A 23,613-nucleotide genomic window follows, 5' to 3' on the forward strand; every position below is an offset into this window, starting at 1 on the left:
TTCACTTTCCCGACACCATCTCCTCGACCTCGCGGAGCTGCTCCTTGCCGAAGAACATCTCGTTGCCGACGAAGAAGGTCGGCGAGCCGAACGCGCCGCGAGCCACGGCTTCCTCGGTATTCTTGATCAGCTTGCCCTTCACGTCGGGCTCCTGCGCGCGGGTGAACAGCTTCTGGGCATCGAGCCCCGAGGACGCCAGCGCCTTCGCGACGACTTCAGGATCGTCCATCTTCTTCGGCTCGCGCCACATGTGGTGGAAAGCGGCCTCGACGTATTTCTCGAACACGCCCTCCGCTTGCGCCGCGATCGCCATGCGCATCAGGTTCAGCGTGTTGACGGGAAAGTGCGGATTCCAGACATAGGGCTGAACCTTGAAGCGCTTGATGAAGCGCTCGGTCTCGACCTGCAGGAATTCACGCTTGTTCTTGACGCCGGCGAGCGTTTCGGCCGGCGACTTGTTGTTGGTCGACTTGAAGATGCCGCCGAGCAGGATCGGGACGTATTCGAACTTGACGCCGATGCGCCGCTCGATCGCGGGAATCGCGAGATGACTGAGATAGGCGTTCGGGCTGCCGAAATCGAACAGGAATTGCGGCTCTTTGCGGGTCAAACTCATTCTCCCTGACCTGACTTCTTGATCTGGCTTTGATCTATTGTGGCGCAGGGCGGTCCACAGGTCCACCGTTTAATGATGATCATAATACTCTGGGCATCAGACCAGGCGCCGGATCGCCCGCTTGCGCCACACCAGCAAGTAATAGCCCATCTGCAAAACAAGCATGGCGCAGAACAGGATGGGATAAGCGGCCCATACGCCCTGAAGGCCAATGATGCGGCTCAGGACGATCGCAGCGGGCAGCTCGATCGCAACGATCGCGAGGATCGAGAGCAGCATCGGCGTTAGCGCGACGCCGGCTGCGCGCATCGCCCCGGAAAACACCGTGGCGAGGCCGAACGGCACCGAGCTCCACAAGGCGATGTCGAGCAGGCCCTTCGCCAGATCGAGCACGGCGGCGTCGGTGATGAAGATGCCGAGGATGGCTCGCGGCGTGAGATAGATCAGTGTCACGAGCCCGCCGATCAGGACGAAGTTGAAAGCGAGGCCGGTCCGCACGATGCCGTCGAGCCGGTCTCTGTTGCCGCTGCCGACCGCCTGTGCGCCCAGGATCGAGACCGCGATCGAAATCGACATGGCCGTGAACTGCGTGTAGCCCATCACCTGGTTGACGGCGCCATAGGCTGCGGTGGCGTCCGATCCAAAACCGTTGACGAGGCCGAGCAGAACCAGCTCCGCGATCGCCATCACGACCATGCCGACGGCGCTCGGCAATCCGATGCCGAGAATCTTGCCGAGCATAGCGCGGTTGAGTCGCAGCTGGCGCAGCAGGGCCGCGTCGGGCGCGAGCGCGTGCTTCTTCCGCCGCAGATAGGCGGCCAGTGCGATCAAGGTGAGTGCGTTCGCGATCGCCGCCGCCCAGGCCGGGCTGGTGATGCCGGCCGCCGGCAGTCCGAACGATCCGCGGATCAGCATCGGGGTCAGGATCAGGCCGATCGCCGTCGACAACGCCAGGGCCAGCAGCGGCGTGAGCGCATCGCCGACGCCGCGGATCATCGCTGTCATCAGCAGGAAGACGAAGCCGAGCGGCAGGGTGAACAGCATGATCCGCGCACAGGCGCTGGCGGGAGCGAGAATGTCCGCTGGCGTGGCGAGCGCCATCATCAATTGACGGCTGAAGAGCCCGCCGATCAACGCCACCGAAATGGAAAGCAGCAGGCCGATCGCAAGCGTGGTGCCGACAACGCTTCTGATCTTGTCGTGCTCGCCCGCGCCGTAGGCCTGACCGATCAAGACGGTTGCGCCGGTGCTGAGGCCCATGACGAAGGCGAACAGGAAGAACATCACGGGGAAGAACACCGAGACCGCCGCCAGCGCATCGACGCCGATCATCTGGCCGAGATAGACGTTGCTGACGGTGCCGAACAACGATTGCAGCGCGTTGCTCAGCATCAATGGCGCGAGGAAGCGCAGGAACGTCTTCCAGAGTGGCGTGGCGGCGGACATGGATGTGCCTTTCATCAGGGCGTGCGACGCCGTTACCGCGCAAGGCGCGGTTCGGCCGTCGATGGGGTTGTGAAGAGCGGTGCGCGGCTTACGCCCGGTCGCTGTAGGCGAGCTTGACGATATGGTCGCGGATGTCGGTCGGCCAGTCCGCGATCAGTGCGGTGAAGCGGCGCCGGTCATCTGCGAACAGCGCGCGCGAAGCTTCCTCGAACTGCGGCAGATTGCCGGCCATGGTCGACATGAAGTGATAGGCCGCATCGCGTGCCTGCCGCTCGCGATCCTTGTCGCCGCTGGCGCGCCTGGCTTCGTCGACCAGCTTGCGCAGCGCGACCGAGGCGCCGCCAGCTTGCGCGCCGAGCCACTCCCAGTGCCGCGGCAGCAGCGTCACCTCGCGGGCGACCACGCCGAGCTTCGGCCGCCCGCGGCCGCGCGGCTCGCTCGGTGGCGTGCTTTCCTCGACAGGAGGCGGGACAAGCTTGGCCAATCGCGCCAAGACCTCGCGATCGCCGCCGCGCAGATCGAAGTCGATCGGTCGGCCCGTGGCGTCCTCGAATATGATGATCGGCTCGTCCGGCCGGGTCGCCACCCGCTTGACGACCAGTGCGACCTCGCCGGCCGGCCCGGACACCAGGCGGCGCGGCCCCTGGAAGGCGGTGAAAATCTTCTGCATTGGAATCATTGCCATATTGACGTTGTTATCCGTCTTAATATCCGGGTAAATTTGCGAGGTCAATATACCCGGGTGAAAATATCTGCCTGGACGGCTCGACATTGTGTTTCCAGGCTGGCACGAACGCCGACTGACCACGCCTAAGCTTTGGGGACCTACCGATGCCGACCGTTCACCACCTCAACAATTCCCGCTCGCAACGCGTGCTGTGGCTGCTCGAGGAGTTGGGCGTGCCTTACGAGATCGTGCGCTACCAGCGCCAGCCGGACATGCGCGCGCCGAAGGAGCTCCGCGCCATCCACCCGCTCGGCAAATCGCCTGTCATCACCGACAACGGCAACACCATCGCCGAATCAGGCGCGATCATCGAATATCTCATCGCGACTTACGGCAACGGCCGGCTGATCCCGCCGCCTGATACACCGGAGCGGCTGCGCTTCACCTATTGGCTGCATTATGCCGAGGGCTCTGCGATGCAGCCGCTGTTGCTGAAGCTTTTGTTCACGCTGATGCCGAAGCGTGCGCCCGCGCTGCTTCGTCCGCTGGTGCGCAAGGTCTCGAACCAGGCGCTGACCACGCTGGTCAATCCGCAGCTCAAGCAGCACATGGATTACTGGGAAGGCGAGCTCGGCAAAAGCGAGTGGTTCGCCGGCAACGAGTTTACCGCAGCCGACATTCAGATGAGCTTTCCGCTGGAAGCGGCGCAAGCGCGCGGCGGGCTCGAGCAGGGCCATCCCAAGGCGATGGCGTTCCTCGAGCGCATCCACGCGCGGCCGGCTTATGCGCGTGCGCTGGAAAAGGGCGGGCCGTACCAGGTGGGGCGGTAGTTATCTGCCCCGTCATTCCGGGGCGGTACGCAGCGCCGAACCCGGAATCTCGAGATTCTCAGGTGCGCAATTGCGCACCACAGTTCACGCTTCGCGTGCCCCGGAACGACATCTCTCCGTTAATGCGCGTGCAGCACACGTCCGCGTGTCTCCGGCAGCGCAAAGGCGGCGATGAAGAACACCGCGTAGGCCGCCACCGCGAAGATCGCGATCGCATTCGCCAGCGACGTCGTCGCCGACAGCGCGCCGACGAGGAAGGGAAACAGCGCGCCGATGCCGCGGCCGAAATTGTAGCAGAAGCCCTGGCCGGAGCCGCGCAGCCGCGTCGGATAAAGCTCGGTCAGGAAAGCACCGACGCCGGAGAAATAGCCCGAGGCGAAGAAGCCGAGCGGGAAACCGAGCACCCACAGGATCTCGTTGGTGAGCGGCATCTGCGTATAAAGCAGCACCACCGCGATGGCTCCGATCGAGAAGATCAGGAACAGATTGCGCCGCCCGATCCGGTCGGCGAGCCAGGCTCCCGTGAGATAGCCGATGAAGGAGCCGATGATCAGCGTCGACAGGTATCCGGTCGAGCCGACGATCGACAGGTGCCGCTCCTTGGTCAGGAATTGCGGCACCCAGAAGGTGACGGCGTAGTAGCCGCCCTGGCAGCCCGTCGCCATCAGCGAGGCCAGGATCGTGGTCTTCAGGATCGGGCCGGAGAAGATCTCCCACAGCGCCGGGCGGTCGCCGCTCGCAGCCTGCCTAGCGCGGGCCTGTGCCGAGATCTCCGGCTCGGTGACCGAGCGGCGGATGTAGAACACCAGAAGTGCTGGCAGCGCGCCGATCACGAACATCCAGCGCCATGCCGTCTCCGGCGGCAAGACCGAGAACAGGATCGCCTGCGACAGCACCGCGAGGCCCCAGCCGACTGCCCAGCCAGACTGCACCGAGCCGACCGCGCGCCCACGATATTGCGGCCGGATGGCTTCACCCATGAGCACGGCACCTGCGGCCCACTCGCCGCCGAAGCCGAGGCCGAGCACGGCACGCGCGATCAGGAGCTGGTCGAAATTCTGCACGACCGCGCAGACCAGCGAGAAGAACGAGAACCAGATGATGGTGATCTGGAGCGTTCGCACCCGCCCGATATGGTCGGAGAGATAGCCGCCGAGCCAGCCGCCGATCGCGGACGCCAGCAGCGTCACCGTGCCGGCAAGGCCGGCGGAGGCCGCATCGACCTTCCACAGCGCGATGATGGTGCCGATCACCAGCGGATAGATCATGAAATCCATGCCGTCGAGCGCCCAGCCCGCCGCGCAGGCCCAGAACGTCCGGCGCTCCGGCGCGTTCATGTCGCGATAGAACGCGAGAAGGCTGGTGTCCTCGATCTCGGCGCGCTCGATGTTCTGGAGCGGATCGGTCGTGGTCATGGCGTTTCCCCGGCAGTTTTTTTGGCTGCCCTTTGGTAGCACGCGTGGCCGCGAGAGCTAGCGGGCCGGCGCTCCCGTGCCATGCAAACGGTGTGGCTAGTGCCCCGCCGCCTCTGCGCCCCGCGTGCGGGGGTCGGGCGCGCCGAGCGGCCCGTTCGGCGTCACGAGAATCGAATTCGCCGATGTCTGCCCCATCGGCTCGACGATCGTGTGGCCCATCGCCTTCAACCCCTGCAACACGTCCTCGGGAAAGCCGCGCTCGACGCGCACTTCGTCGGGCAGCCATTGATGATGCAGCCGTGGCGCCGCGACGGCGGCCGCAACGTCCATCCTGTAGTCGAGCACGTTGACGATCACCTGCAGCACGCTGGAAATGATGCGGCTGCCGCCGGGCGAACCCGTCACCAGCACCGGCTTGCCGTCCCGGAGCACAATGGTCGGTGACATCGAGGAGAGTGGACGTTTGCCGGGGCCGGGCAGGTTGGCCTCGAAGCCAACGAGGCCATAGGCGTTCGAGGCGCCGACCGCGGCGGTGAAGTCGTCGAGCTCGTTGTTGAGCAGCACGCCGGTGCCTTCGGCAACCAGGCCGACACCGTAGCTGAAGTTCAGCGTATACGTATTGCTGACCGCGTTGCCGCGGGAATCCACCACGGAGAAATGCGTGGTGTTGCTGCCCTCGCGCGGCGAGGGGGCCGCGGATGCGAGCTCTTTCGACGGCGTAGCGCGTTCGGCAGAGATGCCGGAGCGCAGCTTGGCGGCGTAGTCCTTCGCGGTGAGCGTCTCGATCGGCGCGTTGACGAAGGCGGGATCGCCGAGATAGCGCGCGCGGTCCGCATAAGCGCGCTTCATCGCCTCGACCAGCAGATGCAGCGATGCCGGCGATCCCTGCTTCGAATCGGCAAGCTGGAAGCCTTCGAGAATGTTGAGGGTTTCCACCAATACGATGCCGCCGGACGAAGGCAGCGGCATCGAGACGATGTCATAGCCGCGATAGCTGCCGCGAACCGGCGCGCGGATCACGGCTTGATATGCTTTTAAATCGGCCGGCGTCATGATGCCGCCCGCATCAGCCACCGCCTTGGCGAGCTTTTCCGCAACCACGCCCTCATAGAAGCCGCGTGGCCCCTGTGCGGCGACGGCCGAGAGCGTTTCGGCGAGATCGCCCTGCACCAGCCTGTCGCCTTCACGAAGCGGCGAGCCATCGGGCCGCGAGAAGATCTTGGCCGACGAAGGCCAGCGTGCCAGTCGCCGGTACCAGGTCGGCAGCGTATCGGCCATGTCGTCGCTGATCACGAAGCCGTCGCGCGCGAGCGCAATCGCAGGCTCGAGCAATTGCGCCAGCGTGAACTGGCCGGAGCCGTATTTTTCCAGTGCCAGGGAAAGACCGGCAATCGTGCCGGGCACGCCGACGCCGAGCGCGGAATCTCGTGACTTCGCCGTATCGGGCTTGCCGTCGGCGTCGAGGAATATCTGCGGTGTGGTCGCCGCCGGCGCCGTCTCGCGGTAGTCGATCGTGATGTCTTCATTGCGGTCAGCGGAATGGATGACCATGAAGCCGCCGCCGCCGATATTGCCGGCGCGCGGATAGGTCACGGCCATCGCAAAGCCGGTCGCGACCGCTGCGTCGACCGCATTGCCGCCACGCCGCAGAATCTCGGCGCCAACTTGCGCGGAGATCTTCTCCTGCGCGACCACCATGCCATGCTCGGCCGCGACGGCGCGCACGGCGTCGCGAGCGGGTGGGACGTAGCCCTGCCGTGCGTCCTGGGCGGCTGCGGGTGCAAGACCGAACGTCAGAACGGCTACGAAGGCGAAAAACGTCCGCCGGGTCGAATATGACGACATGATCAAGTTTCCGCAGGGGCTTCGGACTGGTTCACACGCCTCGCTGCAATGCTATACGGTTTGCCCCAACAGAGGCAAAACTGTTCGTGATGAGGACTGCGTGATGACGACGATCGCCCCGGATGCGCGCATGGCCGATGCGCAGCGGACCTATCCGCCACGCGCCGCCGTCGTCGGCTGGATCTTCTTCGATTGGGCCGCGCAGCCCTATTTCACGTTGATCACGACCTTCGTGTTCGCGCCGTATTTCGCCACCAGCATTGCACCGACCCCCGCAGCCGGCCAATCGCTGTGGGGATTTGCGATGGCGGCTGCGGGACTTGCGATCGCGCTGCTGTCGCCGGTGCTGGGGGCGATCGCGGATGCCTCCGGCCGAAGGAAGCCGTGGATTGCGGGATTCGGCGCGTTGCTGGTGCTGGCATCGTGCACGCTATGGATCGGCAAGCCCGGTGATCCCTCGGTCATTCCGCCCCTGCTCACCGCGGTCGCGCTCGCCAGCGTCGGAGCGGAATTCGCCACCGTCTTCAACAATGCGATGATGCCGACGCTGGTGCCGCCAGAGCGGATCGGCCGGCTCTCCGGCACCGGCTGGGCGACCGGCTATATCGGCGGCATCGTCAGCCTGATCATCGTGCTCGGCCTGCTCGCCGCCAATCCCGAGACCGGCCGCACATTGCTGGGCCTGACGCCGTTGTTCGGGCTCGATCCGGTCAGCCATCAGGGCGATCGCATCGTCGGACCGCTAACCGGGCTGTGGTTCGTGATCTTCGTGACGCCGCTGTTCCTGTTCACGCCGGATTACCCGGCGAAGCGTCCGCTGCGCGAAGCGCTGCACGAAGGACTGGCGGAGCTGAAGCGGTCGATCAAGAGCCTGCCGAAGCAGAAGTCGCTCGCGGCATTCCTGCTCGCCAACATGATCTACACCGACGGCCTGGTGTCGCTGTTCGCCTTCGGCGGCATCTATGCAGCGGGCACGTTCGGCTGGCACACCATACAGATCGGCACCTTCGGAATCATGCTCGCGATAACAGGCACGTTCGGCGCATGGCTCGGCGGCAAGCTCGACGATCATCTCGGGCCGAAGCGCGTCATCGCCGGAAGCTTGCTGTTGCTGCTGCTGTCGGTGGCAGCGATTCTCCTCGTCGACAAGGATAGCGTGTTGTTCGTCAAGGTCGCGCCGCCGCAAGCAGGCGCCGCCATGTTCTCGAGCGCCGCGGAACGCGCCTATCTGGTGCTGGGCTGCCTCATCGGCGCGGCCGGTGGTCCACTGCAGGCGGCGTCACGCACGCTCCTGATCCGTCTCGCGCCGAGAGATCGCATCGCGCAATATTTCGGTCTGTTCGCGCTGACCGGGAAGGTGACGTCCTTCATCGGACCGCTGCTGATCGGCATGATCACCGCTGCGACGGCGAGCCAGAAGGCCGGCATGGCGGTGCTGGTGGTGTTCTTCGTCGCGGGATTGGGGCTGTTGATGCGGGTGCGGGAGTAGCACCCCATCGTCATTCCGGGGCATCGCGGAGCGATGAACCCGGAATCCAGAAGTTGTGGCGCGAGATTCTCAGGTGCGCAATTGCGCACCAGGGTTCGCGCTGCGCGCGCCCCGGAATGACGGCGAACTCAGTGGCGGAAGTGCCGCGTCCCCGTGAACACCATGGCGATGCCGTGCTCGTCGGCGGCCTTGATCACCTCGTCGTCGCGCATCGAGCCGCCGGGCTGCACCACGGCGGTGGCGCCGGCTTCGATGCAGGCGAGCATGCCGTCGGCGAACGGGAAGAACGCATCCGAGGCCACCACCGAACCCTTGGTGAGCGGCTCGGGAAGCTTCAGCTCGTTCGCCGCGTCCTGCGCCTTGCGCGCCGCGATCCGCGCTGAGTCTACCCGGCTCATCTGGCCAGCGCCGATGCCGACGGTGGCGAGATCCTTGGCGTAGATGATGGTGTTGGACTTGACGTGTTTTGCCACCCGGAACGCGAATTTGAGGTCGCGCATTTCGGCCTCTGTCGGCGCACGCTTGGTCACGACCTTGAAGGTCATGTCGTCAACCACGGCGTTGTCGCGGCTCTGCACGAGCAGGCCGCCGGCAACCGTCTTGGCGGTGAGGCCGGGCGCGCGCGGGTCGGGCAGGCTGCCGGCGAGCAAGAGGCGCAGGTTCTTCTTGCCGCCGATGATGGCGATCGCCTCCTCGGTGGCGTCGGGCGCGATGATCACCTCGGTGAAGATCTTGGTGATCTCGCGTGCGGTGTCGGCGTCGAGCGCGCGGTTCATCGCGATGATGCCGCCGAAGGCCGAGGTGGAATCGCAGGCCAGCGCCTTGCGATAGGCCTCGACGAGGTTCGCGCCTTCCGCGACGCCGCAGGGATTGGCGTGCTTGACGATGACGCAGGCCGCGGTGCGCTTGGTGTCGAACTCGCCGATGCATTCATAGGCGGCATCGGTATCGTTGATGTTGTTGTAGGAGAGCTCCTTGCCCTGGAGCTGCCGCGCGGTCGAGACGCCCGGGCGCTTGTCCGGCGTCGCGTAGAACGAAGCGGTCTGATGCGGGTTCTCGCCGTAGCGCAGCGACTGGATCAGCCTGCCGCCGAAGGCGCGGAAGTCGGGCGCGTCGATCTCGATCTGCCGGTTGAACCAGTTCGAGATCGCGGCGTCATAGGCGCCGGTGCGCGCATAGGCCTTTGCGGCAAGCCGCCGGCGCAGCTTCAGCGTGGTCGCGCCCTTGTTGGCGGCAAGCTCGTCGAGCACGGCCTTGTAGTCCTCGGCTTCCACCACGACGGCGACGTCGTCATGGTTCTTGGCGGCGGCGCGGATCATCGCGGGGCCGCCGATGTCGATATTCTCGATGCAATCCTCGAAGCCCGCGCCTTTGTCGACGGTCGCCTCGAACGGATAGAGGTTGACGACGAGCAGGTCGATCGGCGCGATGCCGTGCGCCTTCATCGCCTCCGCATGCTCCTTGTTGTCGCGGATCGCGAGCAGCCCGCCGTGGACCTTCGGATGCAGCGTCTTGACGCGGCCGTCCATCATCTCGGGGAAGCCGGTGAGGTCGGAGACGTCCTTCACTGCGAGGCCGGCCGCGGCGATCGCTTTCGCGGTGCCGCCGGTCGAGACCAGCTCGACACCATGCGCGGCCAGCGCTCTGGCGAAATCGATCAGGCCGGTCTTGTCGGAGACGGAGAGCAGAGCGCGGGTGACGCGGCGGGGGTGGTCAGTCATGAGCAAGATCCTCTGTTCAGGGAGTGTCTATGCCCAGGCGCGCGGCAGATATGTGTCGCGCTTCCCGATGGTGCTCCATCCAAGGTCGCCAGTCGCGCGAGCGAGGGCTCGATAGCAGCTTTTGGCCCTCTTCTCAACGGCTAGATCACGCCGAATCGCGGCTGTTTACAGCGGCAATTCCGGCTCCCGCCGCGCGTTACGGCGGGCATTGGTCACCGCCGGCGAGGCCGTGGAACGCACGAAGCTCCAGCGGATCGAGGGCGCCTGGCGTGCATCCTGCCGGATCACGATCTGCGCGGTGCGGCGCGGGCCGTCATTGCCGGCCAGGAACACGCTGTCCTCGAGGTCGACCTTGTCGTCCAATGCTTCGAAGGTCCAGACGTCGCGGTTCGGCAGCACCAGCATGACGCCGCGGGCATCCGACAACCGGCTCGCCTTCACGGCCGGATGCAGATGGAAGCGCAGCGCGAAATCGGCATCCGCGCCCTTGAAGCGTCCACCCTGCGGCGGCGACAGCGTGTCCTCGCCATCGATGCGCGCGCCGTCATTGGCGATCATCAGCACGCGGCGATGGATCGCGCCGAACTTGGAGATATAGCCGTCATGCGAGGCCGTGAGCAGCGTGCCGTTCTGCACGATCTCGCGGTAGCTCTCGACCTCAACGGGCCCGCTGGTGACGGGCGAGCCGTGCAGGAGCCGCTTCATCGCCGACATCTCGACGAACTGACAGGACGAGGTGTCGTGATAGGTCAGCGTCGAATGCGCCGCCGTGCTGCGTGCGAACGGCCGCCAATTGTCGCGGCCCGTGGTCGGCATGCCGCAATTGGTGACGATGCGGCTGATGCCGGAGGACAGCTCGAACGACAGGCAGCCGGCATGGGCATCGTGACTGACGCCGGCCGGCGGCGGCGGCCCCGTGTCGATGATCACGGTGGTCTGGCCGGCGTCGAGGCGCTGGAAGCCGGTATGCGGCATGTTCGCCATCGGCGCGCCGTGGGTGTCGTCATAGGCGAGCAGCGTGGCGAGCAGATCCGAGGATGTCGCGCTCATGCCGTTGAACAGCGCGAAATTGCCGTCGCCGTGCCGGAAGAAGCGCAGCATCGGCATCATGCGGTCGATCGCGTTGAGCAGCGCCGGCGGCGGCGCGATATTGCGCGCGGCGAAGGTCTGCCGCAGCGGCAAGAGGTCGATCAGGAGCTCGATCAGCGCGCCGGGGTTGCGGGAGATGTGTCCGCCATCGGGCAGGATCTGCCGCTGCAATTCGTCCGACAGCTTTTTCGATGCGCTGCGGATGTGGCGCGCCTGGTTGGCAAGGCACAGCGCCGCATAGCACAGCGCGATCAGCACCTGCAGCTTCGGCACCCCATCCGGAATGTCGACCATGGCGAAGCGCAGGAAGCGGATCTCGCGTGCGAGGGCACGCAGGTAACGGCGGTAGAATTTGTTGTCGGTCTCGTTCAGCACCAGCGGCGCCTGCGACAGCAGCGAGATCACGCGCCTCGCCAGCACGTCGGCGCGGCGCGCGACGGGGCGGCGCTTGTTGGCGGGGTTGGCGATCCAGTCCTCGATCAGGGCGCGCGCATTCGCGCGTGTCAGCGCGGTGTCGGCGGCGCGCAAATGGCGCAGCCAGCCGAAGCCGAGCAGCGCGACCTCCCAGTCCTCCGACGGCGGCTCGAGATCGAAGATCGAGCGGCCGTGGCAATTGACGATCTTGCCGGCGAAGACGAAGCGGCCGGCATAGATTTCGGCGGCGCGGGTCGCATCCGCGGTGCGCAGATCGTGCGGCGCGATGATCAGGCGGTCGGTGCGGCCGGGCCAGACCCGCGACAGCGCAACGGAACCGCCGCTCGCGCGCGCGAGCATGTTCCGCGCGAAGCGGTTCATGACGAGCGTCGAGATACGTCTGCGTTGAGCGACCGACACGCCTTGCCTTGAAGGGGGAGAGGGATTCCGACGAATCCCTATTAATCCCAAAATCGGACGCCTGACACCACCTTGAACGTGTGCGAATCAGCGCCGTGGTCGCAAAATCCAGTGCAAAATCAGGATTTAACGAGCCGGGCCGCGAAAAATCCGTCGAGACCGCCGAGCTTGGGATCGGCGTTCGGCAGATGGCTGGGCAGGGTGCGCAGATCGCCCTCCGGCGTGAGGATTTCGTCCAGGCCCGCGACCTCCGACGCCGTGATCGGGACGCGGCGAAGCGCAGGCTCGGCCGCCAGCAGCGTTGCCACGGCCTGCTCGCCCTCTTCGGGTTCCAGCGAGCATGTGCAGTAGATCAGCGTCCCGCCCGGCTTGAGCAGCGACACCGATTTTCGCAGCAGTTTTTGCTGGAGCGCGGTCAGGGCGGCGATGTCGGATTCCTGCCGCAGCCAGGCCACGTCCGGATGGCGGCGGATCGTGCCGGTCGAGGTGCAGGGCGCATCGATCAGGATACCGTCGAAGCCCTCGGCGGGACCGGCCCATTCGACGGCGTCAGCGACGACGGTCTCGGCCTGGAGCGACAGCCGCGCCAGGTTTTCGCGCAGTCGCGCCACCCGGGCCGGCGAGCGGTCGATCGCCGTGACATGCGCGCCTGCCAGCGCCAGTTGCGCGGTCTTGCCGCCGGGGGCGGCGCAGAGATCCGCGATGGACTTGCCCTTGACGTCGCCGAACAGCCGGGCCGGCAGCGCGGCGGCGGCGTCCTGCACCCACCATTGTCCCTCGGCGAAGCCTGGCAGCATGGTCACCGCGCCGTGCAGCAGCATCCGCACCGTCCCGGTCGGCAGCGTCTCGCCGTGCAGGCGGCTCGCCCATTGCGCGGGATCCGACTTCACGGTGAGATCGAGCGAGGGCTCGTGGCCGAGCGCCAGCGCCATCTCGCGCGCGGTCGCCTCGCCATAATGCGCGCTCCAGCGCGCGAGCAACCACGGCGGTAGGTCGAGCGATTGCGTGGCGACCTCCTCGACCAGCGCCTTGCCCTCGCGCGCGCAGCGGCGCAGCACGGCGTTGACGAGGCCGGCATAGCGCGCGGCGCGCCGGTCGGATTGCACAAGGCGAACGGAGAGGTCGACGGCCGCGTGATCCGGCACGTCCATCCAGAGGATCTGCGCCGCACCGATCAGCAGCGCGCTCTGTGCGCGCGGCGCTTCGGAGGGAATGCCCTTGTCGAGCAGGCGCGACAGCACGTGGCCGAGCGTGCCGAGCCGGCGCAGCACGGTGGCGACCAGACGCCGCATCAGCGCGCGGTCGCGGTCGGCCAGCGTCTTCAGTCCGGGATGGGCGCCGCCGCCGTCGAGCTGATCGTCGAGCGTGCGGTGCTTGTGCAGCACGCCGTCGACGATATCGGCGGCGATCCGACGTGCCGCAAGGCCTGGCACTTCGGACGGAGGGGCAAAACGTTGAGATGGCATGCGGAAGCAAGGTTCTGAGCGAGCGGCAGTTCCGCCGCAATGGGCGCATGCCTTGAGAAAGCGATCTCTGGCACGCGAATATGCCAAATGTAAGAATCCCTTCCGGCTTTTTCAGCCCTCCGGGCCTGATTTCAGGAATGCGTTATTGCCCGTCGCAATGGGGCGCGTCCTGCGCTAGAAGACCGGACGATGAGTGACCAGCCTCCCGTCCCCGATCGCAAGCAGCTGTCGCCGGCCGCCCAGCGCGCGCTGGCCGAAGCCGAGGCACGCCGGCAGGCTGCCGCCGCGGAGGCCAACGGCGAGGCCAAGGCGAAGGAGCTGCAGGGACCGAAGGGACCCGAGCCGACCCGCTACGGCGACTGGGAGCGCAAGGGCATCGCCTCCGACTTCTGAGCCGTTGCCGATCCCGCCGATCGTGCCTGCCTCCGGACGCTACAGATAGTGATTGTCGCGGAGGTAACGGATGATGCGATCGCAGGCCGCGTCGGTCGACAGCTCCGAGGTGTCGATGGTGATCTCCGGCGCTTGCGGCCTCTCATAGGGATCGTCGATGCCGGTGAACGCCGGTATCTCGCCTGCCCGTGCCTTGCGATAGAGTCCCTTGGGATCGCGGCGTTCGCATTCGGCGAGCGGGGTCGCTACGTGGATCTCGATGAATTCGCCCGCCTCGACCCGCTGGCGTGCCAGCTCGCGCTCGCTGCGGAACGGCGAGATCAGCGCGACCAGCGCGATCATGCCGGCGTCGACGAACAGCGCGGCGATCTCCGCGGCACGCCGGACGTTCTCCGCCCTGTCCGCGCTGGAGAAGCCGAGATCGCGGTTGATGCCGTGGCGAAGGTTGTCGCCGTCGAGCAGCGCGGCGTGGCGGCCGAGCTCGGCAAGCCTGCGGTCGACGAGATCGGCGATCGTCGATTTGCCGGCACCGCTCAGCCCCGTGAACCAGAGCACGCAGGGCCGTTGCTGCTTCAGCCGCGCCCGCACCGATTTGTCCACGGCCAGCCGCTGCCAATGAATGTTGGTGGCGCGGCGGAGCGAAAGGTCGATCATTCCCGCGGCGGCCGTGCGGTGGCTGATCGGATCGATGAGAATGAAGCTGCCCATGTCGCGGTTGTCGCGATAGGCCTCGAACACCAATGGACGGTCGAGGTTGAGATGGGCGTAGCCGATCTCGTTGGCACCGAGCGTCTCGGCGCTTTCCTGCGCCATGGTGTCGATGGCGATGCGGTGCTTGAGCGTCGTGATCACCGCTCCGGTCGAGGCCGCGCCGCATTTCAGCAAATAGCGCCGGCCCGCGACCATGGCCTCGTCGTCGAACCAGACGAGATGGGCGGCCAACTGGTCCGAGACCTGCGGCGCGGCTCCCGCCGTCAGCACGTCGCCGCGGCTGACGTCGATCTCGTCGGCCAATGTGAGCGTGACCGATTCGCCCGCCGCCGCGCGCTCGCGCTCGCCACCAGGCGTGAGAATGTGCGCGACGCGCGTCTGACGGCCCGAGGGCTGCACCGCGACCGTCTCGCCGGTCGCAATCGTTCCGCTGGCGATCCGCCCGCAGAAGCCGCGGAATTCGGCGTTCGGCCGGTTGACCCATTGCACCGGCAGCCGGAACGGCTGCTGCGAGACCGCGCCGGAGACGTCAACCGATTCCAGATAGGCCGTGACGGTCGGGCCGCTGTACCAGGGCATCCGCGCGCTCGGCGCGACGATGTTGTCGCCGTCGGGCGCGACGATCGGAATGCACTGGACCTGCGAGATTCCGAGCTGTCCGGCCATGGTGAGATATTCGGCGGTGATGGCCGCAAAGCGATCCCCGTCGAATCCGATCAGGTCCATCTTGTTCACGGCGAGCACGACGTGACGGATACCCAGCAGCGACAGGATGTGGCTATGGCGCCGCGTCTGCGTGATCACGCCCTTGCGGGCGTCGACCAGCACCACGGCGAGCTCGGCGTTGGATGCACCGGTGGCCATGTTGCGCGTGTACTGCGCATGGCCTGGCGTGTCGGCGACGATGAAGCGGCGCAGCTTGGTGGCAAAGAAGCGGTAGGCCACGTCGATGGTGATGCCCTGCTCGCGTTCGGCCTGCAAGCCGTCGACCAGCAGCGCGAAATCGAGATCGCCGCCGGTGGTGCCGACGGTCTTGCTCTCGGACGCCAGCGCGTCGAGCTGGTCGTCGAGCAGTGTCTTCGAATCGTAGAGCAGTCGGCCGACCAGCGTGCTCTTGCCGTCGTCGACGCTGCCGCAAGTGACGAAACGCAGCGTCGGGCGGTCGTCCTGATCCAGCCGCGGCGCACCGGAGGCGGCGATCGTGGGGGCCTCGTGATAGGACATCAGAAATAGCCTTCCGCTTTCTTGCGCTCCATCGATGCCGGGCTGTCCCGGTCGATCATGCGTCCTTGCCGCTCGGAGGTGCGTGAGGCCGTCATCTCCCGCACGATCTCGGGCAGGGTTGCCGCCGTCGAGATCGTGGCACCGCTGAGCGGATAGCAGCCCAGGGTCCGAAACCGGACCGAGCGCCATTGCGGCTGTTCGCCTGCAAGCAGCGGCATCCGTTCGTCGTCCACCATGATCAACGCGCCGTCGCGCTCGACCACCGGACGCGAGGCCGCCAGATAGAGCGGAACGATCGGGATGTCTTCGAGCAGGATGTAGTCCCAGACGTCGAGCTCGGTCCAGTTCGACAGCGGAAACACCCGCATGCTCTCGCCGGGCGCAAGCATCGTGTTGTACAGGCTCCACAGCTCGGGCCGCTGGTTCTTCGGATCCCAGCGATGCGCCGCGCTCCGGTGCGAGAACACGCGCTCCTTGGCGCGCGACTTCTCCTCGTCGCGCCGTGCGCCCCCGATCGCGGCGTCGAAGCCGTGAAAGTCGAGCGCCTGCCGCAACGCCTGCGTCTTCATGACGTCGGTGTAGCGGGCCGAGCCGTGGGTGAAGGGGTCGATCCCCTCCCGCAATCCGTCGTTGTTGGTATGGACGATCAGATCGACGCCGAGCTCGCGCGCGCGGCGGTCGCGGAACGCGATCATCTCGCGAAACTTCCAGGTCGTGTCGACGTGCAGCAGCGGAAACGGCGGCTTGCCGGGATGAAACGCCTTCATCGCCAGATGCAGCAGCACCGACGAGTCCTTGCCGATGGAATACAGCATGACCGGCTTGCGGAACTCGGCCGCTGTCTCCCGGAGGATATGGATGCTCTCCGCCTCCAGGCGGCGGAGATGGCTGGCAGCGTGACGCTGCTCGCCGCCCGTTCTTTCAGCGAAGGCGGGTTCGGCGGTCGTGGGGCACTCCAGCATGCTGATCACGCGGCCTCAGCGAACCAGTCGCCGAACAGGTCCGCGGAGATTGCGGCATTGAGGCCGAGATCGCGAACGCATGCCGCGACCGAGGCTCGATAGGCGTCATTGACGCCGCAGCGCTCCAGAATTTCCAGCTGGGCTTCGCTCACCGAGGCCGTCGCGCGGCGCTGATAGCGATAGGCGCTGTCGGACGTGTGCAGATTGGGCACCTTGTAGATCGTCGCTTCGCTCGGAAAGATGACGCGTGCGTTGTTCGCTTGAACGTCCCCCGGTTCCCGCCATGACGTCACGGCATGCTCGGTGAAGCTGCTCGAAAGGCCGAGGCGATCGAACAAGACGCGCACCGAGGATAGAGCCTCCTTGCTCACCTCGTAGACGTAGTGGGTGACGGGAACGCCCTGTTGCCGGGCGTAGCTTGCGACGCGGGCCGCGCTGAGCGCGGCGACGACGTAGTGCCGCAGCAACGTATCTGCGGGCGCGCGCGAGATCAGCTTCTCGAGCCATGACGCCAGCGAACTCGCAGGCTCACGATCGAGCATGATGAGATGCAGGCGGTGCCGCGGATAGCCCGCGTCGATCAGGAGCTGCAACGGATTGAAAAAGCTCTCGGCGAGCACGTAGGGCCCGATCGTTTCCTTGCTGAAGATGTGCGGCTCGTCGGTCGCCGAGGGGATGACCCAGGGCGTCAGCGGACGGCCGACCAGCGCCTCGCGCAGGATCGCTTTCAGCGGTTGATAATATGAGGGCATGCCGGTCATGCCGAACAGATTGCTGAGAGCAGTCGATCCGACCCTGGCCTTGCCGCATGCGAAATAGAGCATCGGAAAGTCTTGCGCGGAGCGATGCTGGAAATGTCCGGCGAGGCAGTCCGTCACTTCGCGCATCAACGTCGCGAGGGTGACGGTTCTGGTCTGGAATTCGCCCACTGGCGACAACGGCATGGTGTCGAGGGAATGATGCTGCTGCCGAACGAGATCGGCCATTCGTTCGAGCGAATCGGCTGTTGCGTCGATGTTCATGTTGGGGGACCCACACGGCTGGGAGTTCCACGAGCAATTGCTCGTGGGTTCTTATCCAACCTACAGTTGCTGACGGTGCCTAACAATTCCGGGCAATCCCGGAGGCGCGATCTCTATGCGACGAGCATCGGAGATATGTTGCCGCTTTGCGGATTCATGCCGCGCGCACCGTGTTGAGGAACTTCTCCACCTCGGTCTTCAACAGGGCACTTTCGCTGGAGAGCGAACGCGCCGATGTCAACACCTGTCCCGACGCCGCGCCGGTGGCGCTCGCGCCGTGACTGACCTGGGCGATCTTGTCCGCGACTTCCACGGTTCCCTTGGCGGCCTCGCTGACGTTTCGCGCAATCTCGGCCGTGGCCGCACCCTGCTCCTCGATCGTCGCAGCAATGGTCGTCGAAATATCGGAGATGCGGGCGATGGTCGCGCCGATCTCCTTGATTGCGCCGACGGAGTCCTCCGTAGCCGATTGCATGCCGGCGATCTGCGCGCTGATTTCCTCGGTCGCTCGCGCCGTCTGCGCCGCAAGCGCTTTGACCTCGCTCGCCACGACTGCAAAGCCGCGGCCGGATTCGCCGGCGCGCGCCGCCTCGATCGTTGCGTTCAACGCCAGGAGATTGGTCTGCTCGGCGATCGCCGTAATCAATTTGACGACGTCGCCAATTCGGCCGGCCGCCTTGAGCAGTTCATTGATCCGGATGTCGGTGCGCTCGGCCTGCTTGACCGCTTCGCCGGCGATGCGGCTGGAATCGTGGACCTGGCGGCTGATCTCGACGACCGACGTGCTCATTTCTTCGGCGGCCGACGCTACGGCTCCGACATTGGTCGACGCTTCCTCCGAAGCGGCCGCGACCATCCCGGAGAGCTGCTGAGTCTCTTCCGCGGTTCCCGACAGCGTGCCGGCGGCAGCCTCGAGCTGTTGGGAGGCTGCCGACACGGAGCCGATGATGCTACCCACGGCGGCTTCGAACACGCCGGCCAGCTTGGTCATCTCCTCCTTACGCTGAGCAGCGGCTGCAGCTTCCAGATTCTTCTGCTCGGCTTCCATCTGCTCGATGCGAATCAGATTTTCCTTGAAGGTCTGAGCCGCGCGAGCGTTGTCGCCGACTTCATCGCCACGGCGCGTGTAGGGGATCTCGACCGCCTTGTTGCCGCTGGCGAGCTGGAGGAGCACGTCGCCGATACGCCGGATCGGCCGGGCGATGTTCAACACGGAGAACACTGCGGACCCGATCAACGTGAGAACGACGAATACGCCGACGATCAATGCGAAATTGGCGACGCGATCCAGTTCGGCGAGCATCTCGCCCTTGCGGCGCGCGGCGAATTCGTTGGCAACGCCAACCAGATCGTCGATACGTTTGCCGACTTCGAGCGCTGCCGGACGCATAAGCTCGGCGAGAATGCTTGCCCTCGCCGCTTCGGCTGCAGTCCTGGCGCTGCCGGCGGCGCTGATGACGGTCTTTTGCGCGACGGCCAGTTCAATGCCGCTGGCCAGATACGCATCGACAAATTTCTTGGTCTCACGATAGGCGTCCTGGGTGACCTTCCGGGTCGCCCGCTCCGTCGCGGCATCGATTTCCGCACCGGCTTCGCTTGCTCGTGCGCGGAGATTCTCCAGGAGCTTGTCGACCTCTCCGGCCGTCGCAGCGGAACCGATCTCGAGAGCTGCGAGCTGCGCCCGCGCCATCGCGGTCTGCGTCGCCTGGGCATTGCCCTTGTTGAGATAGTTGATCGTGACCAGGCGATTGGATTCAGCAATCGACCGGTTCCCGAGCATCTGGTTGGTCAGCATGCCGCAGACCAGCACGATGCTCACGCCCGTCACGATGCCGAGCTTCGTTCCAATGCGAAATCTGAAAGACCTCACCGCAATCTCCTCGCGTTACCCGTAACACGTATTCGCAACCAATGATTGAGATTTGGGTAATATTCGCGGATCTCCAGTAGAACTACGGCTGACGTAGTGGGGACCGGAACTTTCTTGCAGAGGTTGTTGCCGGTTCTGGCCTGCTGCAGCCCCGCTTGTGAGTTCCCCGACTCAGTCTTAGCGAGAGTTGATGCGTTTCCCCGATCGTCCCAGTTCCTATCGGCCACAGTTCAGCGGTTCGCCGTTCGGTCGGCACTTCTCCGGATTGTTGCCGTGGATGTTCGTGGTGGGCATCGTGCTGGCCGTCGTGCTGACGTTCCGCCATGGAACGGACTGGCTTGTTCCGCGGAGCGATGGCGACCGCACCGGGGATGCCGAGATCGTTCTCCGGCAGGCGGGCCATCCCGATGTCCGCGAGCCCGTAGACGTCGTTCGCACCATCGACGGCGATACGTTTCTGGCGCGTGTTCGTCAGCGCGACGGCCGCGATCTCGTCGTGCGCGTCCGGCTGCGCGGCATTGATGCGCCCGAGCTGAAGGCGTCCTGCCAGGAGGAGCTGGACAAGGCGGAAGCAGCGGCCCGTGCGTTGCGCGGTCTGCTTGGCCAGGGCGGTGTGACCATCACCAATCTCGGCCCCGACAAATACGGCCGCGTGCTCGCCGACGTCGCGACCCGGCGGACGGCGAACGTCTCGGCGGCGCTGCTCGCCGGCGGTTTTGCGCGAAGCTACAATGGCGGACATCGCGACGGCTGGTGCGCACGCGGCTGGCGCTTCTGGTAACAAAAAGGCCGCGTCCGGAGACGCGGCCCTTTGCTGTCGCGGCTGATCGCGGGATCAGCGCGTCACGATCACCGTCGTGCCGACGGAGACGCGGCCGTAGAGATCGGTGATGTCGTCGTTGAGCATGCGGATGCAGCCATAGGACACGAAGCCGCCGATCGAACCCGGCACGTTGGTGCCATGGATGGCATATTCGCCGCCGGCGAGAGTCATCGCCGCGACGCCCATCGGGTTGCGCGGCGAGCCGCCCGGAATCATGTCGGGAATGTTGGGCTTGTCACGCTTGACCTCGGCCGGCGGTGCCCAGGCCGGGTTGCGATACTTCCCGTCGATCTTCGTCGTACCGGCCCACTGCTTGCCGGCCTTGCCAACGCCGACCGGATAACGCACGGCTTGGCCGTTACCGACGATGAGATAGAGCCGTCGCTCGCTGGTTTTGACCACAATGGTGCCGGGCGAATAGTCAGCCAGATGCGTCCCGACCATTTCCGGCCGCGCCTCTGCTGCATTCGACATCAAGACGCCAGCCCCGATGGTGGCGGCCATCGCCACCGCAATCCTCATCGACATCGATCTCCCCCTTGCCCCAAAACGGATCGTCCAGAATGACGCAGAACCCGGCAATCGCCGCCGCGCCAAGTCCTTGTGAGGGACATTCTTAACCGCGCCCGTTAACCGGATGGTTTCCACGCGCGGCCTCCGAAGGCCGGTCAGCAGGGGGAACAAAGGAAATGTTCGAAATAAAGTAAATGACCTGAAAACAACACTCGGCGGGAAAGATGCGGGCGCCGTGCGGCGCGCGCTGACAAGCGCGTGAGGATGTGAACGGCTGTTGTTTTGGGGAGCGCGTTGGAGGGTGATGCACTCTCGTGTCCCGGACGCGCTGCAGCGCCAAGGCGCATGCTGCGCGGAGCCAGGACCCAGCAGGCCGCACGTTCCCTCGTCAGATGGGCCCCGGCTCAGCAGCGCACCGCCAAAGAGGCGCTGCGCTGCGTCCGGGGCACGAGAGCCTGCCTTACGCCGGTCTACGATTCTGTCGGTTCTTGACGAGATCGTCGACCACGGCGGGATCGGCCAGGGTCGAGGTGTCGCCCAGGCTGCCCGGCTCGTCCTCGGCGATCTTGCGCAGGATGCGGCGCATGATCTTGCCGGAGCGGGTCTTGGGCAGGCCCGGCGCGAACTGGATCTGGTCGGGCGAGGCGATCGGGCCGATCTCCTTGCGCACCCAGGTCACGAGCTCCTTGCGCAGATCCTCGGTCGGCTCGATGCCGGCCATCAGGGTGACATAGGCGTAGATGCCCTGGCCCTTGATGTCGTGCGGGAAGCCGACCACCGCGGCCTCCGAGACCTTCTCATGTGCGACCAGTGCGCTCTCGACTTCCGCGGTGCCCATGCGATGGCCGGAGACGTTGATGACGTCATCGACGCGGCCGGTGATCCAGTAATAGCCGTCGGCGTCGCGTCGGCAGCCGTCGCCCGTAAAATACTTGCCCTTGTAGGTCGAGAAATAGGTCTGCTCGAAGCGGGCATGGTCGCCATAGACGGTGCGCATCTGGCCGGGCCAGGAGCGGGTGAGGCAGAGATTGCCCGACGTTTCGCCCTCCAGCACCTTGCCGTCGGCGTCGACAATCTCGGGGACCACGCCGAAGAACGGCTGCGTCGCCGAGCCCGGCTTCAGCTTGGTCGCGCCCGGCAGCGGCGTGATCAGGATGCCGCCGGTCTCGGTCTGCCACCAGGTGTCGACGATCGGGCAGCGGTCGTCGCCGACGACGCGGTGATACCACTCCCAGGCTTCCGGGTTGATCGGCTCGCCGACCGAGCCGAGCAGGCGGAGCGAGGCGCGCGAGGTCTTCTTCACCGGCTCGTCGCCCGACTGCATCAAGGCGCGGATCGCGGTCGGCGCGGTGTAGAAGATGTTGACCTTGTGCTTGTCGATGACGTTCCAGAACCTGGAATTATCAGGGTAATTCGGCACGCCCTCGAACATCAGCGTGGTCGCGCCGTTCGCCAGCGGCCCGTACAGGATGTAGCTGTGACCGGTGACCCAGCCGACATCGGCGGTACACCAGTAGATGTCGCCATCATGATAATCGAAGACGTATTGATGCGTCATCGAGGCGAACACGAGATAGCCGGCGGAGGTGTGCAGCACGCCCTTGGGCTGGCCGGTCGAGCCTGAGGTGTAGAGGATGAACAGCGGGTCCTCGGCGTGCATGTGCTCGACCGGGCATTCCGTCGTCACCATGGCCGCCGCCTCGTGATACCAGAGGTCGCGCGTCGGGTTCATGTCGACCTTGCCGCCGGTGCGCTTGACGACGACGACCCAGTCGACGCCATCGGTCTTGGCCAGCGCCGCGTCGACATTGGCCTTCAGCGGCACTTTCTTGCCGCCGCGCAGGCCTTCGTCCGCGGTGATGATGACCTTGGATTTACAGTCATTGATGCGCTGGGCGAGTGAGTCCGGCGAGAAGCCCGCGAATACCACGGAGTGAACAGCGCCGATGCGTGCACAGGCGAGCATCGCATAGGCCGCTTCCGGAATCATCGGCAGGTAGATGGTGACGCGGTCACCCTTCTTGACGTTACGGGTGCGCAGGATGTTGGCCATCCGGCAGACCTCGTCGTGCAGCTCCTGATAGGTGATGTGCTTGGACTGCGAGGGATCGTCGCCTTCCCAGATGATCGCGGTCTGGTTGCCGCGCTTGGCGAGATGCCGGTCGATGCAATTGTAGGCGACGTTGAGGATGCCGTCCTCGAACCATTTGATCGAGATGTTGCCGGGCGCGAACGAAACGTTCTCGATTTTCGTGGGCGCGTGCATCCAGTCGATGCGCTTGGCCTGCTCCGCCCAGAAACCGTTGGGGTCCGAGATCGAGCGAGCGTACATCTCCTGGTACTTGGCCTGGTCGACCCAGGCGCGCTTCGCCCACTCCGCGGGGACGTCGTAGATCTTCTCGGACATGCTTTCCCTCCACATACGGCAGGCCGAACGCTAGCGACTGGCGAGCCGACTTGATCATTGACTGATTATGCGTCGGGCTAACCGGGCCCGACAAGGAGCACAAGCTGGACCTTCGGCGGGCCGCCGACCATGCGGAGGATCAAGGCCACCTGCTGCGATTGTCGCAGATCTGAAACAGGCCCGTGGGCGGCTTTCACTGAGTTTACTCAGACCATGGAGCAAGCCTGCGCAGAGCCTCCATGCATTCCGGGAGGTATTTAGAAACCGCCT

At 65.5% G+C, this 23,613-nt stretch carries 18 protein-coding genes and 1 riboswitch; of the genes, 4 read left to right on the plus strand and 14 right to left on the minus strand.

The genetic code is table 11. The features are described from left to right. Position 1: 1 nt before the first annotated feature. From XH83_RS01290 to XH83_RS01300, 3 genes are all read right to left on the minus strand, one after another. Positions 2 to 616 (minus strand): 2-hydroxychromene-2-carboxylate isomerase, encoded by a 615-nt coding sequence (locus XH83_RS01290; protein ID WP_194405308.1) that lies wholly within the window; start codon positions 614 to 616, stop codon positions 2 to 4. Between the two features lie 96 nt (positions 617 to 712). Next, positions 713 to 2,062: an MATE family efflux transporter gene (locus tag XH83_RS01295; protein WP_194405309.1), complete on the minus strand. Its 1,350-nt coding sequence runs from the start codon at positions 2,060 to 2,062 to the stop codon at positions 713 to 715. Between the two features lie 88 nt (positions 2,063 to 2,150). Continuing rightward, a complete protein-coding gene (locus tag XH83_RS01300) occupies positions 2,151 to 2,747 on the minus strand; it encodes a DUF2239 family protein (protein ID WP_194405310.1) in 597 nt (198 codons plus the stop codon). A gap of 146 nt (positions 2,748 to 2,893) precedes the next feature. On the opposite strand from XH83_RS01300, the gene XH83_RS01305 reads away from it, so the two are divergent. After that, entirely contained in the window at positions 2,894 to 3,559 is a 666-nt protein-coding gene (locus XH83_RS01305; RefSeq protein WP_194405311.1) for a glutathione S-transferase family protein, read from the plus strand. Between the two features lie 119 nt (positions 3,560 to 3,678). Here the strand turns inward: XH83_RS01305 and XH83_RS01310 are convergent, their stop codons facing one another. Next, positions 3,679 to 4,974, minus strand: coding sequence for an MFS transporter (locus tag XH83_RS01310; RefSeq protein ID WP_194405312.1), 1,296 nt, complete (start codon positions 4,972 to 4,974; stop codon positions 3,679 to 3,681). 96 nt (positions 4,975 to 5,070) lie between these two features. Beyond that, the gene (gene ggt, locus XH83_RS01315) at positions 5,071 to 6,819 is read right to left on the minus strand and encodes a gamma-glutamyltransferase (protein ID WP_194405313.1); all 1,749 of its coding nucleotides are present in this window, start codon (positions 6,817 to 6,819) and stop codon (positions 5,071 to 5,073) included. Between the two features lie 103 nt (positions 6,820 to 6,922). Here ggt and XH83_RS01320 point away from each other — a divergent pair, with 103 nt between their 5' ends. Continuing rightward, positions 6,923 to 8,308: an MFS transporter gene (locus XH83_RS01320; RefSeq protein ID WP_194405314.1), complete on the plus strand. Its 1,386-nt coding sequence runs from the start codon at positions 6,923 to 6,925 to the stop codon at positions 8,306 to 8,308. 128 nt (positions 8,309 to 8,436) lie between these two features. Here the strand turns inward: XH83_RS01320 and purH are convergent, their stop codons facing one another. The 3 genes from purH to XH83_RS01335 form a co-directional block, all read right to left on the minus strand. Next, positions 8,437 to 10,029 carry a bifunctional phosphoribosylaminoimidazolecarboxamide formyltransferase/IMP cyclohydrolase gene (gene purH, locus XH83_RS01325; protein ID WP_194405315.1) on the minus strand — a complete coding sequence of 531 codons (1,593 nt, stop codon included), beginning with the start codon at positions 10,027 to 10,029 and terminating at the stop codon, positions 8,437 to 8,439. A 24-nt stretch (positions 10,030 to 10,053) separates the two neighbouring features. Further along, positions 10,054 to 10,135, minus strand: a riboswitch (ZMP/ZTP riboswitch). 59 nt (positions 10,136 to 10,194) lie between these two features. Next, complete coding sequence (locus XH83_RS01330) at positions 10,195 to 11,913, minus strand: heparinase II/III family protein (protein WP_194405316.1); 1,719 nt, start codon at positions 11,911 to 11,913, stop codon at positions 10,195 to 10,197. A 158-nt stretch (positions 11,914 to 12,071) separates the two neighbouring features. Further along, the gene (locus XH83_RS01335) at positions 12,072 to 13,418 is read right to left on the minus strand and encodes an RsmB/NOP family class I SAM-dependent RNA methyltransferase (protein WP_194405317.1); all 1,347 of its coding nucleotides are present in this window, start codon (positions 13,416 to 13,418) and stop codon (positions 12,072 to 12,074) included. 189 nt (positions 13,419 to 13,607) lie between these two features. Between XH83_RS01335 and XH83_RS01340 the strand changes: the two genes are divergently transcribed. Further along, positions 13,608 to 13,811: a DUF1674 domain-containing protein gene (locus XH83_RS01340; protein WP_194405318.1), complete on the plus strand. Its 204-nt coding sequence runs from the start codon at positions 13,608 to 13,610 to the stop codon at positions 13,809 to 13,811. Between the two features lie 39 nt (positions 13,812 to 13,850). On the opposite strand, the gene cysN is transcribed toward XH83_RS01340, so the two are convergent. From cysN to XH83_RS01360, 4 genes are all read right to left on the minus strand, one after another. Next, positions 13,851 to 15,746, minus strand: a complete 1,896-nt coding sequence (gene cysN / locus XH83_RS01345) for a sulfate adenylyltransferase subunit CysN (RefSeq protein WP_194405319.1) — start codon at positions 15,744 to 15,746, stop codon at positions 13,851 to 13,853. After that, positions 15,746 to 16,708, minus strand: coding sequence for a sulfate adenylyltransferase subunit CysD (gene cysD, locus XH83_RS01350; protein ID WP_194405320.1), 963 nt, complete (start codon positions 16,706 to 16,708; stop codon positions 15,746 to 15,748). Before cysD ends, cysN begins: the two co-directional genes overlap by 1 nt. A gap of 5 nt (positions 16,709 to 16,713) precedes the next feature. Then, positions 16,714 to 17,730 (minus strand): sulfotransferase family protein, encoded by a 1,017-nt coding sequence (locus tag XH83_RS01355; RefSeq protein WP_194405321.1) that lies wholly within the window; start codon positions 17,728 to 17,730, stop codon positions 16,714 to 16,716. A gap of 154 nt (positions 17,731 to 17,884) precedes the next feature. After that, positions 17,885 to 19,600: a methyl-accepting chemotaxis protein gene (locus tag XH83_RS01360; protein ID WP_194405322.1), complete on the minus strand. Its 1,716-nt coding sequence runs from the start codon at positions 19,598 to 19,600 to the stop codon at positions 17,885 to 17,887. Positions 19,601 to 19,790: 190 nt separating this feature from the next. Here XH83_RS01360 and XH83_RS01365 point away from each other — a divergent pair, with 190 nt between their 5' ends. After that, positions 19,791 to 20,381, plus strand: coding sequence for a thermonuclease family protein (locus XH83_RS01365; protein ID WP_194405323.1), 591 nt, complete (start codon positions 19,791 to 19,793; stop codon positions 20,379 to 20,381). 54 nt (positions 20,382 to 20,435) lie between these two features. On the opposite strand, the gene XH83_RS01370 is transcribed toward XH83_RS01365, so the two are convergent. Further along, positions 20,436 to 20,951: a L,D-transpeptidase gene (locus XH83_RS01370; RefSeq protein WP_194405324.1), complete on the minus strand. Its 516-nt coding sequence runs from the start codon at positions 20,949 to 20,951 to the stop codon at positions 20,436 to 20,438. A gap of 445 nt (positions 20,952 to 21,396) precedes the next feature. Next, positions 21,397 to 23,343, minus strand: a complete 1,947-nt coding sequence (gene acs / locus XH83_RS01375) for an acetate--CoA ligase (RefSeq protein ID WP_194405325.1) — start codon at positions 23,341 to 23,343, stop codon at positions 21,397 to 21,399. Positions 23,344 to 23,613: the final 270 nt, after the last annotated feature.

It is taken from the genome of Bradyrhizobium sp. CCBAU 53351 (assembly GCF_015291745.1).
Lineage (GTDB): Bacteria > Pseudomonadota > Alphaproteobacteria > Rhizobiales > Xanthobacteraceae > Bradyrhizobium.